General features: G+C 62.5%; 18 protein-coding genes. 11 read left to right on the forward strand and 7 right to left on the reverse strand.

Annotation, left to right across the window (positions count from 1 at the left end; all coding sequences use genetic code 11):
• Positions 1–70: 70 nt before the first annotated feature.
• Positions 71–1,225 carry a hypothetical protein gene (locus NVV77_RS14860; RefSeq protein ID WP_295414617.1) on the forward strand — a complete coding sequence of 385 codons (1,155 nt, stop codon included), beginning with the start codon at positions 71–73 and terminating at the stop codon, positions 1,223–1,225.
• Positions 1,212–1,814 carry a hypothetical protein gene (locus NVV77_RS14865; RefSeq protein ID WP_295414619.1) on the forward strand — a complete coding sequence of 201 codons (603 nt, stop codon included), beginning with the start codon at positions 1,212–1,214 and terminating at the stop codon, positions 1,812–1,814. Before NVV77_RS14860 ends, NVV77_RS14865 begins: the two co-directional genes overlap by 14 nt.
• A 21-nt stretch (positions 1,815–1,835) precedes the next feature.
• Here the strand turns inward: NVV77_RS14865 and NVV77_RS14870 are convergent, their stop codons facing one another.
• On the reverse strand, positions 1,836–2,099 hold the full coding sequence (locus tag NVV77_RS14870) for a DUF2312 domain-containing protein (RefSeq protein ID WP_295414621.1): 264 nt from the start codon (positions 2,097–2,099) through the stop codon (positions 1,836–1,838).
• 174 nt (positions 2,100–2,273) lie between these two features.
• On the opposite strand from NVV77_RS14870, the gene NVV77_RS14875 reads away from it, so the two are divergent.
• From NVV77_RS14875 to NVV77_RS14895, 5 genes are all read left to right on the forward strand, one after another.
• Entirely contained in the window at positions 2,274–2,852 is a 579-nt protein-coding gene (locus NVV77_RS14875; RefSeq protein ID WP_295414623.1) for a DUF1036 domain-containing protein, read from the forward strand.
• Positions 2,849–4,288 (forward strand): pyruvate kinase, encoded by a 1,440-nt coding sequence (gene pyk, locus NVV77_RS14880; RefSeq protein ID WP_295414624.1) that lies wholly within the window; start codon positions 2,849–2,851, stop codon positions 4,286–4,288. The genes NVV77_RS14875 and pyk overlap by 4 nt, the downstream gene beginning before the upstream one ends.
• Positions 4,289–4,483: 195 nt before the next feature.
• Positions 4,484–5,266, forward strand: coding sequence for a hypothetical protein (locus NVV77_RS14885; protein ID WP_295414625.1), 783 nt, complete (start codon positions 4,484–4,486; stop codon positions 5,264–5,266).
• Positions 5,229–5,750, forward strand: a complete 522-nt coding sequence (locus NVV77_RS14890) for a hypothetical protein (protein ID WP_295414626.1) — start codon at positions 5,229–5,231, stop codon at positions 5,748–5,750. The genes NVV77_RS14885 and NVV77_RS14890 overlap by 38 nt, the downstream gene beginning before the upstream one ends.
• A 32-nt stretch (positions 5,751–5,782) precedes the next feature.
• On the forward strand, positions 5,783–6,448 hold the full coding sequence (locus NVV77_RS14895) for a hypothetical protein (protein WP_295414628.1): 666 nt from the start codon (positions 5,783–5,785) through the stop codon (positions 6,446–6,448).
• An 81-nt stretch (positions 6,449–6,529) separates the two neighbouring features.
• On the opposite strand, the gene ykgO is transcribed toward NVV77_RS14895, so the two are convergent.
• Positions 6,530–6,655, reverse strand: a complete 126-nt coding sequence (gene ykgO / locus NVV77_RS14900; protein ID WP_046144158.1) for a type B 50S ribosomal protein L36 — start codon at positions 6,653–6,655, stop codon at positions 6,530–6,532.
• Positions 6,656–6,851: 196 nt separating this feature from the next.
• On the opposite strand from ykgO, the gene NVV77_RS14905 reads away from it, so the two are divergent.
• The gene (locus NVV77_RS14905) at positions 6,852–7,346 is read left to right on the forward strand and encodes a PleD family two-component system response regulator (protein WP_295414631.1); all 495 of its coding nucleotides are present in this window, start codon (positions 6,852–6,854) and stop codon (positions 7,344–7,346) included.
• Here NVV77_RS14905 and NVV77_RS14910 read toward each other — a convergent pair.
• The 5 genes from NVV77_RS14910 to eda form a co-directional block, all read right to left on the reverse strand.
• Positions 7,343–8,518 carry an alpha-hydroxy acid oxidase gene (locus NVV77_RS14910; RefSeq protein WP_295414701.1) on the reverse strand — a complete coding sequence of 392 codons (1,176 nt, stop codon included), beginning with the start codon at positions 8,516–8,518 and terminating at the stop codon, positions 7,343–7,345. The genes NVV77_RS14905 and NVV77_RS14910 overlap by 4 nt on opposite strands.
• 84 nt (positions 8,519–8,602) lie before the next feature.
• Positions 8,603–9,286 carry a molybdate ABC transporter permease subunit gene (gene modB, locus NVV77_RS14915; RefSeq protein WP_295414633.1) on the reverse strand — a complete coding sequence of 228 codons (684 nt, stop codon included), beginning with the start codon at positions 9,284–9,286 and terminating at the stop codon, positions 8,603–8,605.
• A complete protein-coding gene (modA, locus tag NVV77_RS14920) occupies positions 9,283–10,011 on the reverse strand; it encodes a molybdate ABC transporter substrate-binding protein (RefSeq protein WP_295414634.1) in 729 nt (242 codons plus the stop codon). Before modA ends, modB begins: the two co-directional genes overlap by 4 nt.
• A gap of 68 nt (positions 10,012–10,079) precedes the next feature.
• On the reverse strand, positions 10,080–10,448 hold the full coding sequence (locus tag NVV77_RS14925; RefSeq protein WP_295414635.1) for a LysR family transcriptional regulator: 369 nt from the start codon (positions 10,446–10,448) through the stop codon (positions 10,080–10,082).
• A 25-nt stretch (positions 10,449–10,473) separates the two neighbouring features.
• A complete protein-coding gene (gene eda, locus NVV77_RS14930; protein ID WP_295414637.1) occupies positions 10,474–11,109 on the reverse strand; it encodes a bifunctional 4-hydroxy-2-oxoglutarate aldolase/2-dehydro-3-deoxy-phosphogluconate aldolase in 636 nt (211 codons plus the stop codon).
• A gap of 165 nt (positions 11,110–11,274) precedes the next feature.
• Between eda and NVV77_RS14935 the strand changes: the two genes are divergently transcribed.
• The 3 genes from NVV77_RS14935 to NVV77_RS14945 all read left to right on the forward strand — a co-directional run bounded on the left by NVV77_RS14935 (position 11,275) and on the right by NVV77_RS14945 (position 14,169).
• Positions 11,275–12,288 (forward strand): SPFH domain-containing protein, encoded by a 1,014-nt coding sequence (locus NVV77_RS14935; protein ID WP_295414639.1) that lies wholly within the window; start codon positions 11,275–11,277, stop codon positions 12,286–12,288.
• Positions 12,289–12,330: 42 nt separating this feature from the next.
• Complete coding sequence (locus NVV77_RS14940) at positions 12,331–12,753, forward strand: NfeD family protein (RefSeq protein ID WP_295414640.1); 423 nt, start codon at positions 12,331–12,333, stop codon at positions 12,751–12,753.
• 105 nt (positions 12,754–12,858) lie between these two features.
• Entirely contained in the window at positions 12,859–14,169 is a 1,311-nt protein-coding gene (locus tag NVV77_RS14945) for a DUF5777 family beta-barrel protein (protein WP_295414642.1), read from the forward strand.
• The last annotated feature ends 6 nt before the right edge of the window (positions 14,170–14,175 follow it).

Consider the following 14,175-nt stretch of genomic DNA (forward strand, 5'->3'; position numbering starts at 1 on the left):
GCGCCCAGCGCAGATGTGGCCCGCCACGCTTTGTGCCAATCCACACATTCCCCTCATGGCTGGAGGCGCCGTGCATTCCCCCAGTACCGATTTCAGGCAGGACCGGCCCACTGCGATAGTCCTGCTTTTGCCGCTCATTTTCGTGCTGAGCGGCACGCTGATCCGCTTCCTCGCCTTCCGCTATGCTGAGCCCGATACCGAATGGACGCAGTATTTCGACGCACTCTGCCGTTGGGATTGCACCTGGTACATCCGCATGGCCGAAACCGGCTATGACACTTTCCCGGTGCCTTCGCGTGTCTCCGCCGGCAATTGGGCCTTCTTTCCGTTCTACCCGATCCTCGTCGGACTGATCGGCAAGCTTATCCCGCTACCCACCATCGTGCTGGCAAGCCTGCTCTCGATCGCCACCGCCTATGCCGCTGTCATCGTCGCCTGGCCGCTTCTGGGCCGAAACATCAGGGCCTACACGCTCTACGCGGCCTTCGTGCTGTCCGGCCCCCTGTCGTTCTATTTCACCACCTTCTTCACCGAGGTGATGTTCGTCCTCCTGACGACCCTGGTCTTCCGCTTCCTCGGCCGCTCCGACTATCTCGGCGCTGCCGCCTCCGCAGCCCTGCTCTCTGGCACGCGCATCGTCGGCGTCTTCGCCTCGCTCTCCATCGGCGTGAAAGCGCTGATGGATTACCGACAGGACAAGGGGACGTGGCGCGGCATAGTGGGCGGCCTTCTCGGGCAACCGAAACTGGTCCTTGCCATCTTCATCTCGCCGCTCGGCTTTTTCACCTATGCGGCCTTCCTCAATTACTGGATCGGCGATGGCCTCGCCTTCAGCCACACCCAGCGCGCCTGGGGCCGCCAGATTGCCAATCCCGCGACCTATCTGTGGGAAGGTCTCGTCAATTGGCCGAATGGCGGCGCCCTGCTGAGCAATTCCCAGATCCTCGCCCTCGCCGCCGTCACCGGCCTCGTCATCACCGGCGTCCTCGCCTGGCGCAAGCAGTGGCCCGCCGTGGTCTTCTGCCTCTTCTGCATCATCATTCCGCTCGCGGCCGGCCTTGCCTCCATGCTGCGGTTCATGGCCGGCATGGCGCCGATCACCATCACGGCGGCAACGATCCTGGGCAAAAACCGCGTGATTTTCGCCATCAGCCTCATCGGCCTGATCATCGGCGCCTGGTTCGTCACCCTTGCTTGGCTGGGAGGCAATGTTGCGCTTGTCTGATCGCTCGCCGCTGACCCTCGGCGCCTATGCCCTCGCGGCCATCCTCGCCCTCTTCGAGCTCGCCGTCCTCTGGCAGGCGCTGCACCCCAATGTCTCAGCCGACTATCGCGCCTACTATATCGACCGCACCACCACCTGCCTGCCGCAGCCGGTTACGGGAGAATATGTGCTGGGTACGGAACTGAATTTCCGCTCCGAAGGCGACGAAACGCGCGAACTTCGCCCCTGCGGGTGGACCGGCCCGGCCGGTGACGGCACCCATTCGGTCGGCGAAACCTCGCGCCTGCGCTTTGCTGTCGACGCACAGGGCCCGCTGACCCTGATGCTGGAATTGACCGGCGTCACCCTGCCGGGCCCAGCCCAACAGCGCGTCCTCATTTCCGCCAACGGTCATGACATCGGGGAAATCGCCGTAACGCCCGACAAGGCCGAGCGCTTTGTCATTTCAATCCCGGCAAGTGCTTTGGATGATGATGGCTTTGTCGACCTGAAATTCGACTATCCCGATGCCATCTCGCCGGGAAAGCGGGTTTCGAACACCTATTGGCGCTCGATAAAACTCACCACTGCGTCGCTCAGCCCGGCTTGACCGGGCTGAGCCGCAAAAGCCTTAGTGGTCGGAAGCGCCTTCGATCATGCCGAGCGCCGACATGTAGAGCTCGAGTATGGCTTCCTGCTCCATACGCTCATTGGCGTCCTGCTTGCGGATCGTGACGATCTTGCGCAGGATTTTCGTATCAAAGCCGTTGCCCTTGGCTTCGGCGTAGATTTCCTTGATGTCAGCCGCGATGGCGGCCTTTTCTTCTTCCATCCGCTCGATGCGCTCGATAAAGGCGCGGAGCTGGTCCTGGGCGACGCTGTCTTCGACGGCCATCGTAAACCTCTTTTTGTTCTGGCTGTCTTGAACCCCATGGGCTCGCGCGGTTCAAGCCCTTGACTGGCCGATTCTCTACAGATCACCGCATTGCATGCCCGCAATTCCGTCAAATCCCGTCATTAGCCATTGACCCGACTTGTCGCATCGGCTCAAACACTCCCGGTATCTCCCATGACCAATGGCCCGCTCTTGCACCGCTTCTGCCTCGGCTCGACGCTTTTGCCGCTTCTTGCGGGTGGCTTTTTTCTAAGCCCGGTCGCGCCGGCCTATGCGGACCTTCGCATCTGCAACGAGACCGCCAATATCCTCTCCGTGGCCCTTGGCTATCGCGCCGAACGTGGCTGGATGAGTGAAGGCTGGTGGCAAACCCCGCCCGGCGATTGCCGCACCCTCTATCAAGGCGACCTGCAACGGCGCTTTTATTACCTCTATGCCGTCGACGATATTGGCGGCGGCGCCTGGGACGGCCAGGTGTTCATGTGCACGCGTGATGAAACCTTCACAATATTCGGGGTTGAGGATTGCCTCGCGCGGGGCTATGAGCGCACCGGGTTCTTTGAAATCGATACCCAGAACCGGACGGACTGGACGCTGCAGCTGACCGAAAGCGCGGGCGCGCCCAATGTGGTCGGTCCGGACGCCGGTGAAGATCTCGAAGAGCCAGCCTTCCTGGTTGACCCCGAAAATGCCGATCAGGTGGTACCCCTTCCGCCACCACCACCAGACAGACAGAGCACGGATACGCAATGAGACGGATCAGACGCGCAAAGATCCTCGCCACCCTCGGGCCCGCAAGCAACGAGGAAAAGATGATCGAGGAACTGGCAAAGGCCGGTGCGGACGTATTCCGCATCAATATGAGCCATGCCAGCCACGAGCTTCTGCATCAGACCGTTGCGCGCATCCGCAATGTCGAAGCGCGCCTGAAGCACCCGCTCGGCGTGCTGGTCGACCTGCAGGGCCCAAAGCTCCGCGTCTGGAAGTTTGCCGAGGGCTCGGTCAACCTGGTCCAGGGCCAGAAATTCACGCTCGACAGCGACAAGAACGACAACGGCAATTCCGAGCGCGTCTACCTGCCGCATCCGGAAATCATCGAAAGCGTCTCTGTCGGAGACCGTCTCCTTTTGGACGATGGCAAGCTGCAGCTCAAGGCGACTAAAGTCGGAGGCGGCGTCATCGAGACCGAAGTCATCTATGGTGGCAAGCTCTCGGACAAGAAGGGCGTTTCCCTGCCCGATACGCTGCTCCCGACCGGTGCTCTCACCGAAAAGGACCATGCCGACCTCTTGGAAGGCCTCAAGGCCGAGGCCGACTGGATCGCCCTCTCCTTCGTGCAGCGTCCTGAAGACATCATCGACGTGCGCAAGATCGTCCAGGGCCGCGCCGGCGTCATGGCCAAGATCGAAAAGCCCCAGGCCATCGATCGCCTCGAAGAGATCGTGAAGCTTTCCGACGCCATCATGGTCGCCCGCGGCGACCTCGGCGTCGAACTGCCGCTCGAAACCGTTCCGGGTCTGCAGAAGCGCATGATCCGCATGTCTCGCCGCTATGGCAAGCCGGTGGTCGTGGCAACGCAGATGCTCGAATCCATGATCACTGCGCCCGTCCCGACCCGTGCCGAAGTCTCGGACGTGTCCATCGCCGTCTTCGAAGGCGCCGATGCCGTCATGCTCTCGGCGGAGTCCGCTTCGGGCCAGTACCCGATCGAAGCCGTCGCGACCATGAACAAGGTGGCCGTTGCCGTCGAAAGCGACGCCAACTACCGCAACATCATCCGCGCCGCCCAGACCGAACCGGAAGCAACCGCTGCCGACGCCATTTCGGCTGCAACGCGCCAGGTTGCCGAAACGCTCGATCTTGCTGCCATCGTCACCTACACGGCCTCGGGCTCGACCGGCATCCGCGCCGCCCGCGAGCGTCCCAGCAAGCCCATCATCGTGCTCTCGCCCAATATGCGTACCATCCGCCGCATGTCGGTGGTGTGGGGCGTCCATTGCGTGCAGACCGAAGATGCGGTCTCGCTCGAAGACATGGTCGATCGCGCCTGCGTCATCGCCTATCAGGAAGGCTTTGCCCGCCCCGGCGACCGCATCGCCATCACCGCCGGCATTCCACTCGGCACCCCTGGCGCGACCAACATGCTCCGCATCGCCTTCGTCCGCCAAGACGGCGCCGGTTCGAGCTAAGGCGCGATCCCGCACGAGACTCCACAAAGGCCCCGAAAAGATCGGGGCCTTTTCTGTTTTGGGGGATCTGCCTCCGCCACCGTCTCGCCTCTCGACTTGGTTTACACTTGGTATAAAATCATCTCCACGTGATGGGATCCTGGCTGCAGATGCAGACCTTCGCATCCTGCGGCCGCCTTCTCGGTGGAGGGCCAGATGCTGCGGGAACGCGAACTCTTCTTCAGTCAGACGCTGCTCCGAGGGTTGCGTCACTTGGGTCTGCTCCTGCTGATTGCCGGCGCCGGACTGGCGCAGGGGGCCGCTCAGGACCTGTCTGGCGCCAAGACCAAGCCAGGCGCTGACACTTCCGGTGAGACTGGAGACTTTTGGGACCTCATTCCCCATCAGGTGATCGTCGACATTGTCGAAGGGCGAATAGACACCCATGTCGACCTGCCCGAGCGCCACCCCGCCGCCTATGCACTCCGTCATGAATTTCTGGACACGCTCGGGCGCACTTGCGAGCTGCCGGATCAGTTCGACAACCTGGTGCTCGAACGCGAGCTGATGGACCAGATCATGTTCTCAGAAGCGCTCTACGACACCGAGAGCCTCGGTGACCTGTCCGGTGCAAGCCTCGAAGAGGCAACGCTGCGCTTCATGGCCAATCCCATTGGCAAGCTCGGCCCCGCCCATCTGGTCCGGCTCGCCATTGCCGAGGATCCCGAGGCCGCGGTTCGCCAGGTGGTCATGATGCTGGGCGGCTGCGACGCGCCCATGGTCGAAAGGCTCAAGTTCAACCTCGACGCCATTGCCGTGATGGGACCGCTGATGTCCGACCGCGCCACCCTGCTCTCTGCCGAGGTCAGCGCCGACGGCGACCAACTCAATTGCTATTACCCCGATCCCGAACGGGAGAACTACCGGCGTTTCCAGCCCTATCAGACCACGACACTGGTAAATGTCACCGAATACCTGCCACCCTTTTTTCCCCTATAGGGGAAAGGATCGCTTCTTCGTCCGATCCAATTGCCCCGCAGTACCCGATCCGGCCTTCGCACTGCTTGAATATCGCATACATGCCGAGCCGGACCTGGCGAGCCTGCCGCAGGGCGATGTGGCCGAAAAGATCGCCGCCGCCTTTCTCGATCAATACATCCCCGAATATGTGCAGCGGCAGGACGGGTCGCCCGTAACCCTGTCTCCCGAACTGCGCAGCCGTTACTTCGCCGAGATCGTCAAGTTTGAACGCATTCCCGTATCGCAAGAGGACATAGAGCGCGTGCGTCAGGAACGGGCGGGCAGCATGCAGCGTCTCGACGATGTGTCCATCGCCATGGATATCCGGCTTGAACTCTATACCGCCCAGCATGGCCGCGAATTGTGGGCGATCATCGAGGAAGTCGCGGCCGAAACGGGCAGCCGCGGTGCCGACTATATCGGCGTGCGCCCCAATACCGAATTCTTTGACGAGTTGGACTAACCGCGGCGCCGCAGGCGCCTGGGAGAACCATCATGACGACAGAGGAAGAGTGGCGCCGCATAGAAGCCCAGCGTGCCATGGGCCGAAACGGCGCGGGAACGGGCACCGCCGACAATGCGCGTGAACTCGAGGCGCTTCATGAAGCCCGGCGCTTGAAGGAAGCCGCAGAGACCTGGCGACGCCACGACGAAGCCATGGGCAAGGGCATTCCTGCGCCAGATCCGGTTGGCGGCCCGGAAACCGGCACCAGGACCCGCACCGAGCCCAAACCGAATATCTGGGCGATCATCATCCCCATAGCGGTGATGACCGGCCTCGTCTGGGTCCTCAGCGCAAACCTCATCCTGACCGGAGGCACACTTGTCGTCCTGGTCGCGGTCTGCCTGTGGGTCAAGTCGGGGCTGGGGGCATTATCGAGCATGCACATCGAAGCCACCGCCTGGCTCATGGGCCTGCTGCTGGTCGCAACCTCAATAGCGGCCGCAGCCTATCTCTTTGCCGGGCCGGAAGGACTGTTGATCGCACTGGCGGGGATGGCAGGACTGGTAGCTCTCAAGGCCCTGACGATTTTCATCGCGGACATGTGGGAGCGCTTCTCCAGGTCCCGGACGGGTCAGATCCTGCTACTGATGCTGCAGATCGGCATCTGGGCCGGACTTCTTGGAGGCATTGCCTATGCCTGGATGGTCTTGTCCTAGACCGCAGCTCCGTCCGTCCAGAAACAACAAGGCCCGCATTCGCATGCGGGCCTTGTCGAAACTTTGCAAAGCGTGAAACGCTTAGCCCTGGCGGGCCTTGAAGCGCTTGTCCACCTTGTTGATGATGTAGACACGACCGCGACGGCGGACGAGCTTGTTCGCGCGGTGGCGCGTCATCAACGCCTTCAGCGAGTTGGTTACCTTCATCGGTCTAATTCCCTGGTCAAACAAAAGGGGCGCCAAGGCGCCCGAAAACTGCGCTCTTCATAGGGAAAAGGCTGGGCTCTGTCAACGCGCCTGAGCAAGAGTTTTCCCCGTTTCGACGCCCGGCCTTACAGGGCTCCGTTAACCGGCAGGTCAGCCTTATCAGGCTAGAGTTTCCGCCGGTTCCAGGGGGCTGGGAATGGATAAAATCGTCAAGCACGGCGTCGTGATCGCCGATCCGGTGGAAAACATGGCCTCGCTTATCGCGGCCATGGTGCGAGGCCTCGGCCATCGCATGGTTCTGGAAATTACGAACCCGCGCGAGCTCAAAGCCGTGCTCGACAGCCGTTCCTATAGCCTCATCATCCTCGATGACATGATGGGGCCACCGGACGCTGTCGAAATGGTGCGCCAGATGCGGACCGATGTCGACAGCCCCAACCGCACCACATCCGTCATCATGATGTCTTCAGCACCCGACATCGCGCGCATTGCCGAAGCCCGCGATGCCGGCGTCAGCGAGTTCCTCAAAAAGCCGTTCTCGGCCACCGACCTGCAAAAGCGCATCGCCGGCCTCGACATCAAACCGCGCGAATTCATCGAGGCCCCGGAATATGCGGGGCCCGACCGGCGGCGGCGCAAGCTTACCGCCGGCATTGCTGATCAGCGCACAGTCTCTGAAACTGAGACCTAAGCGCGCGGCTTGGGCGCATTCCGCGGCGGCATGTCGTTCGAATAGATATTGTGCAGGCCGACATTGAGAATGTCGCGCTCGCCGCACAGCGCCATGGTCGTATCGAGTTCCTTGCGGATGATTTCGAGCACGCGCGTCACGCCCGCTTCCCCGCCCGCACCAAGCCCATAAAGCATGGGCCGGCCAATAAAGGTCGCCTTGGCGCCATAGGCCAGCGCCTTGATCACGTCCTGGCCCATGCGGATGCCGCTATCGAGATAAACCTCGGTTTTGTGCCCGACCTTGTCGACGATCTCGGGCAGAACCCGAATGGTCGACGGCGCGCCATCGAGCTGGCGACCGCCATGGTTAGACACAACGATCGCATCGGCGCCATTGTCGATGGCCGCCTGCGCATCATCGGCATCGAGCACGCCCTTGACGATCACCGGACCACCAAAGCGCTCCTTGATCCAGCGCACGTCGCCCCAGTTGAGCGTCGGGTCGAACTGGCTGGCCGTCCAGGCCGAGAGCGAAGCCAGGTCATGGTCGCCGCTGACATGGCCGACGATATTGCGGAAGGTATGGCGCTTGGTGCCCAGCATGCGCGCACACCAGAGCGGATGCTGCATCATCTGCCAGATCGAATAGGGCGTGAACTTTGGCGGCGTCGACAGCCCGTTCTTGATGTCCTTGTGGCGCTGCCCAAGGATCTGCAGGTCCATCGTAAGAACCAGCGCCGAACACTTGGCCGCCTTGGCGCGGTCGATCAGGCGATTGATGAAGTCGCGATCGCGCATCACATAGAGCTGGAACCAGAACGGCGCCGTGGTGTTCTCGGCAATGTCTTCGATCGAGCACACGCTCATGGTCGAGAGCGAAAAGGGAATGCCGAACTTTTCGGCCGCCTTGGCCGCCTTGATCTCACCATCGGCCGTCTGCATGCCCCCGGTCGCGGCCGGCGCGATCGCGACGGGCATGGTGATTTCCTTGCCCAGCATCTTGGTCTTGAGGTTGCGCCCCTCAAGATTGACCGCCACCTTCTGGTTGAGCTTGATCTTGTTGAAATCGCTCTCGTTCTCGCGATAGGTGCCCTCGGTATAGGAACCGCTATCGGCATATTCGAAGAACATTTTTGGCACGCGCCGGCGCGCCACCCGCATCATTTCGTCAACGGTGAGAATCTTGTCGATGGCGGTCATGGCCGAGGCTCCGGAAGCGCGTTCGACCTGCCCTAGCAACTAACATGTTAGTAGTCAATGTGACTAGAAAACGGTCTACGAGATTGGCTGGGCTACCTTGCGCCCCAGCACAAGCGTCGAGAAAATCACAAGGAACGCAAAAGCCACCATGCACCCGGCCACGACATGCGCCTTTTCCCATTCGAGCCGCTCGACAAAGTCATAGATGGCAATGGACAACACCTTGGTCTGTCCCGGAATATTGCCCCCGATCATCAGCACCACGCCGAACTCGCCCATCGTATGGGCGAAGGCCATGATCGAGCCAACGAGATAGCCGGGCATGGCGAGCGGCAGCGCCACGCGCACAAAGCGCTGCCTTGCCGAAGCCCCCAGCGTATCGGCGGCCTCCATCACGTCTTCATCGATAGCGGCAAAGGCGTTGCGCAGGGGCTGCACCATGAAGGGCAGCGAGGCAATGGCGGCCCCGATGACGAGGCCCCCAAAGGAAAAGGCCAGGGTACGCGCGCCCCAAAGCCCGGCAATTGCGCCGCCCGGACCATTCGGCCCGAGCGCCAGCAACAGATAAAAGCCAAGCACGGTCGGCGGCAGCACCAGCGGCAGCGAGACGACGGCACCCACCACTTCCTTGCCCCGCCATTGGCTGCGCGCCAACCACCAGGCGAGAGGCGACCCGACCACCAGCAGGGCCCCAGTGACACTGGCGGCCAGCGCCAGCGTCAGCAGAACGGCCGAGAGAAGCGGGTCGCCACCGATCATGGCACCGAATAGCCAGAGGCTTCGATCACCGCGACGGCTTCATCGGACTTGAGGAAATCAAGGAAGGCCAAAGCGGCCGGATTGGTCTCGCCGGTCTTGAGCAGCACCGCGCCCTGGGCGATCGGCTCATGCAGTTCTGCCGGCACCAGCCACTGGTCGGCCTTCCCGAGCACCTGGCTTGCCGCAACAAAGCCCAGTTCGGCATTGCCGCTTTCGACAAATTGCAGCGTCTGGGAAATGTTCTCGCCCTGCACCAGTTTCGGCGTCAGCGTTTCAAGCAGACCAAGCGCTGTCAAGGTTTCCACCGCCGCCTTGCCGTAGGGCGCGGCCGCCGGATCGGCAATGGCGAGCTTGTTGAAGTCGCCCTTGAGTGCCGCCTCACCATCGCTCACGTCGCGACCCGGCGCATAAAGCACCAGCCGGCCCTCGGCATAGATGAAAAAGGTCCCATCGACCGCAAAACCCTCGTCGATTGCCTTTTGCGGACGGGCATCATCGGCTGCAAGGAAAATGCCGAAGGGCGCCGCCTGTGTGATCTGGGTGTAAAGCTGGCCGGTTGCGCCAAAGCTCAACTCGACCTGATGCTCGCCCTTGGCCTCAAAGATTTCGGCCAGTTGTTCCGCAACCGCGGTGAAATTGGCGGCCACGGCGACATTGACGGTTTCGGCAAAGGCCGGACTGGCCGTGGCAGCGACGACGGCGAGAGAAAGCAGCAGACGGGACAAGGAAGCCTCCGATATGTTTGATCGACCATATCGATGGCCGAAAGCCATTTGCCACGCAAGCGATATGTTTACCTGGATATATCGGAAATCAGCCCCCGCAGAAGCGCCACATCATCGGCGATAGCAGCCTCTGTCGCCGTCTGCATGGCGCGATAGCGGGCCAGCACTTCTTCCCCGAGCGGAGTAAGAAACGCCCCGCCCTGAGCCGCCCCACCCCGTGCCGTCTCCACCAGCGGCCGCCCAAAGCCTTCATTGAGCGCCTGCACGAGCCCCCACGCCCGCTTGTAACTCATGCCCATATCCTTGCCGGCGGCGGAAATGGACCCGGTCCGGGCGATTCCCTCCAGCAGATCGGCACGGCCGGGCCCGACATAGGCCTTGTCGTTGAGGACGATCCGCAGATGGCCGAGGCCGGAAGGGGGCGCAGGCTTGTTCATGAAACTAACCCAGCCCCCAGATGCTTTAGCCGCGCAGCGCGCTCGCTTCCTTGGCCAGCGCTTCGATGCGGGCGAAATCGCCGCTCGCCAGCGCGTCGGCCGGCATGATCCAGCTGCCCCCCACGCAGATGACATTGGGCAGGCTCAGATAGGTCTTGGCCTTGACCACGTCGATGCCACCGGTCGGGCAGAAGGTGATATCAGGCAGCGGCGAGGCAAAGGCCTTCAAGACCGGCGCGCCACCCAGCGCTTCGGCCGGGAAGAATTTCAGGAACGAATAACCCCGCTCGGCCGCGGCCATGGCTTCGGTCGGGGTACCAATCCCCGGCAGCAGCGGAATGGCGACGTCGTCCGCCGCATCGAGGAGGCGCGGCGAAGCACCGGGCGACACTATGAAGCGGCAACCGGCATCCACCGATGCCTTCATATGCGCGGCATGCCGCACCGTGCCCGAGCCAACGATGGCGCCAGTCACCTTGGCCATCTCTTCCATGACCTTGAGTGCATTGGGCGTGCGCAGCGTCACTTCCAGCACTGGCAAACCGCCAGCCACCAGCGCCTCGGCCAAGGGCCGCGCCTGAGAAACGTCATCGAGAATGATGACGGGCACGACGGGCGCCAGCGAGAGAATGGAACGAATGGCGTTTGCGTCCTGCGGCATGAGCATCACTTCCAAAAAGGCTGCGGAAAACTTCGTCGAAGGGTTAGGCCCAAGCCCTCTTTCCTGCAAGCCCGCCGCGCAAAAAAGCGCACCGAGACCATGCAAGGTTGCCTATGTCGCTGAGCGACCGTACATATTGCCGGGCCCGCAAGAGGAGATCGCATCATGGAATTCGACGGCTTCACTCTCGATGGCCTCAGCGTCACGCTGATCGGCCTCGGCATCCTGCTTATCCTGGTGCTGTTTGCCGGCGCCAAGACCATCCCGCAGGGCTACAATTACACCGTCGAACGCTTCGGCAAATATACCCGCACCCTCAAGCCGGGCCTTAACCTGATCATTCCCTTCATCGACACGATCGGCAAGAAGATCAACGTCATGGAACAGGTGCTCGACGTCCCCCACCAGGAAGTCATCACCCGCGACAACGCCACGGTGACCGCCAATGGCGTGACCTTCTACCAGATCCTCGATGCTGCAGCGGCCGCCTATGAGGTGACCAATCTCGAAAACGCCATTCTCAATCTCACCATGACCAATATCCGTACGGTCATGGGTTCGATGGACCTCGACGAACTTTTGAGCCATCGCGACGAGATCAACGAACGCTTGCTGCGCGTCGTCGATACGGCCGTTTCGCCCTGGGGCGTGAAAATCACCCGCATCGAGATCAAGGACATCGATCCACCCAAGGATCTCGTTGAATCCATGGGCCGGCAGATGAAGGCCGAGCGCGAAAAGCGCGCCACCATTCTCGAAGCCGAAGGCAGCCGCCAGGCCGCCATTCTCAAGGCCGAAGGCGAAAAGCAGGCCCAGGTGCTCGAAGCCGAAGGCCGCAAGGAAGCCGCCTTCCGCGATGCCGAGGCGCGCGAACGCTCCGCCGAGGCGGAAGCCCGGGCCACCCAGATGGTTTCCGACGCCATCGCCTCGGGCAATGTCCAGGCCATCAACTATTTCGTCGCCAATAACTACATTGAGGCACTGGGCAAGATCGCGACCTCCCCCAACCAGAAGGTGCTGATGCTGCCGGTCGAGGCATCGAGCGTCATCGGCGCTATTAGCGGCATTGGCGAAATCGCCCGCGAGGCTTTTGGCGGCGGCGGCCCGACGGCAGCAGCCCGCCCGACGTCGCGTCCGCCTACGGCAGGCCAGCCGCCGCGCGAACCCGGCCAGTTCTAGCCGAGGGGCGATCCATGGTGCTCATCGAGTTCCTCGCCGCCAATGCCCCCCTGGGCCTGGATCATCGCCGGGCTCATTCTCCTCTCGCTCGAACTCTTCGTGCCCGGAGGCTACCTCCTCTGGTTGGGCATCGCCGGGCTGATCACCGGGCTGGTGGTCCTGTTCCAGCCCATTGCCTGGCCCTTCCAGTGGCTCATGTTCGGTGTCCTGGCTCTGGTCGCCATCGTCCTCTGGACGCGCTGGAGTCGCAGCCGTCCCCGCCAGTCCGACCGCCCCTATCTCAACCGCCGCGGCGACAGTTTCATCGGCCACGAAGCCGTGCTCGAACAACCCATTGCCGGGGGCTTCGGCCGCCTGACCCTGGGCGACACCATCTGGCGCATTTCTGGCCCCGACCTGCCGGCGGGACAACGCATCCGCATCGTCGGTAGCGAAGGTGCGGTCCTGCTTGTCGAAGCGATTTGAAACACAAGGCAAGCATTCGTTAACCATAAGCTGAAAGGATCGCGCGCGGGGCTCCTGTCCGCCCCTGTCCTTTCGGAGCGCGGTTTGCCTTTGTCGCAGCACACCATGAGCCTGGCCCTGGGCCTGGTTGTCGGCCTCATGGCCGGCACGGCTTTTGCTGCGCCCGCCTTGGTTGCGACCGATCCGGTTGACGAGACCACCACCGCCAGCGTCACCGCGCCCACGCGCCAGACCGTTTCCGACCCGACCCTGGCCAATGCCCGCCTCCGCCCAGGCGTTTACCCGGCCCAGCCCGTCCCGCCCGAATTTGCAGTGGGCCCCGAAACGAGCGAAAGCGCCCCGCTAGACTGGTCCGTCGGCCTGCGCGGCACCTATCTCAATTCCAACGGCACGGGCAGTTTCGTCACCCACGTCTTGCCGCGCTTCAGCTATACCCATGCCGGTGGCATCGCCACCATCGTGGTCGATGGCAGCGCCGATATCGCCAAGACCGGCGGCCAGAACCTGCCGACCCTCGCCTCGGGTACCCTGTCCATTTCGGGCTCCGCGCCGATCGATTCGGTCACCACCGCCTCGGCCTCCGCCAATATTGGCCTCACCCAGGACCTGCCGGGCACTGCAGGTCTCTCGCCAGCGATCATCACCCCGCCGCAGGTCTTCACCGGCGGCGCCGAAGTCGGCGTCACGCGCCAGTTCGGAAGGTTCAATCTCGGGCTCGGCGCCGGCGTGCAGCGCACCTCCTATGGCCCGACCAACCGCACCGATACCGGCCTCACCGACAATTCCGAGCAGAACTACTGGGCCGCCAGCGCCAATCTCCGGCTCGGCTACCAGATCACGCCCATTCTCGAAGTTTTTGGGGAAGGCGAAGTGCAGCGCGACATTTTCGATTCGCCGACGGCCAGCCTCGGTACCTATCCCAACGCCACCAACCGCTCGCTGCGCGCCGGTGTCGCCGGCCAGTGGAACAATATCTGGTCGGCCAATGCCTCGGTCGGCATCGGCGAACGCGTCTTTGACGAAGCCACGCTCGGCGCCATCCGCGCCCAGCTCTATGGCGCTGAAATCAGCTATACGCCTGATTCAACGGTGACAGTGACTGCCGGCCTCGAAACCGCGCTGGCCCCGGCCGGCGCCGACAATCCGGGCAATGCCCGCATCCAGTACACCGCATCCACCAGTGCCCAATACACGGTCAACACCTGGCTGCGGCTGCGTGCCTCGGCCAATTGGAGCCAGTCCGAACTCGTCGGCACCGGCACCACCGAACGCCGCCTCGGCCTCGGCGCGGGCGCCGACTATGTCTTCAATGCCCATACAAGCCTGAATGCCGATTACGGCTACGGCAATACCGACAATTCCAACGGCAACACCCAGACCCATCAGGTGAGCCTGGGCGTCACGATCGCGCGTTGATCGCGC

It is taken from the genome of Devosia sp. (genome assembly GCF_024707125.1).
GTDB lineage: Bacteria > Pseudomonadota > Alphaproteobacteria > Rhizobiales > Devosiaceae > Devosia.

Coding starts and splice junctions, on each gene's coding strand:
- pyk (WP_295414624.1), top strand. CDS start 2,849: ATGAGACGGATCAGACGCGCAAAGATCCTCGCCACCCTCGGGCCCGCA.
- NVV77_RS14935 (WP_295414639.1), top strand. CDS start 11,275: ATGGAATTCGACGGCTTCACTCTCGATGGCCTCAGCGTCACGCTGATC.
- eda (WP_295414637.1), bottom strand. CDS start 11,109: ATGCCGCAGGACGCAAACGCCATTCGTTCCATTCTCTCGCTGGCGCCC.
- NVV77_RS14905 (WP_295414631.1), top strand. CDS start 6,852: ATGGATAAAATCGTCAAGCACGGCGTCGTGATCGCCGATCCGGTGGAA.
- NVV77_RS14895 (WP_295414628.1), top strand. CDS start 5,783: ATGACGACAGAGGAAGAGTGGCGCCGCATAGAAGCCCAGCGTGCCATG.
- NVV77_RS14925 (WP_295414635.1), bottom strand. CDS start 10,448: ATGAACAAGCCTGCGCCCCCTTCCGGCCTCGGCCATCTGCGGATCGTC.
- ykgO (WP_046144158.1), bottom strand. CDS start 6,655: ATGAAGGTAACCAACTCGCTGAAGGCGTTGATGACGCGCCACCGCGCG.
- NVV77_RS14945 (WP_295414642.1), top strand. CDS start 12,859: ATGAGCCTGGCCCTGGGCCTGGTTGTCGGCCTCATGGCCGGCACGGCT.
- NVV77_RS14890 (WP_295414626.1), top strand. CDS start 5,229: ATGTCACCGAATACCTGCCACCCTTTTTTCCCCTATAGGGGAAAGGAT.
- NVV77_RS14870 (WP_295414621.1), bottom strand. CDS start 2,099: ATGGCCGTCGAAGACAGCGTCGCCCAGGACCAGCTCCGCGCCTTTATC.
- NVV77_RS14885 (WP_295414625.1), top strand. CDS start 4,484: ATGCTGCGGGAACGCGAACTCTTCTTCAGTCAGACGCTGCTCCGAGGG.
- modB (WP_295414633.1), bottom strand. CDS start 9,286: ATGATCGGTGGCGACCCGCTTCTCTCGGCCGTTCTGCTGACGCTGGCG.
- NVV77_RS14875 (WP_295414623.1), top strand. CDS start 2,274: ATGACCAATGGCCCGCTCTTGCACCGCTTCTGCCTCGGCTCGACGCTT.
- NVV77_RS14940 (WP_295414640.1), top strand. CDS start 12,331: ATGCCCCCCTGGGCCTGGATCATCGCCGGGCTCATTCTCCTCTCGCTC.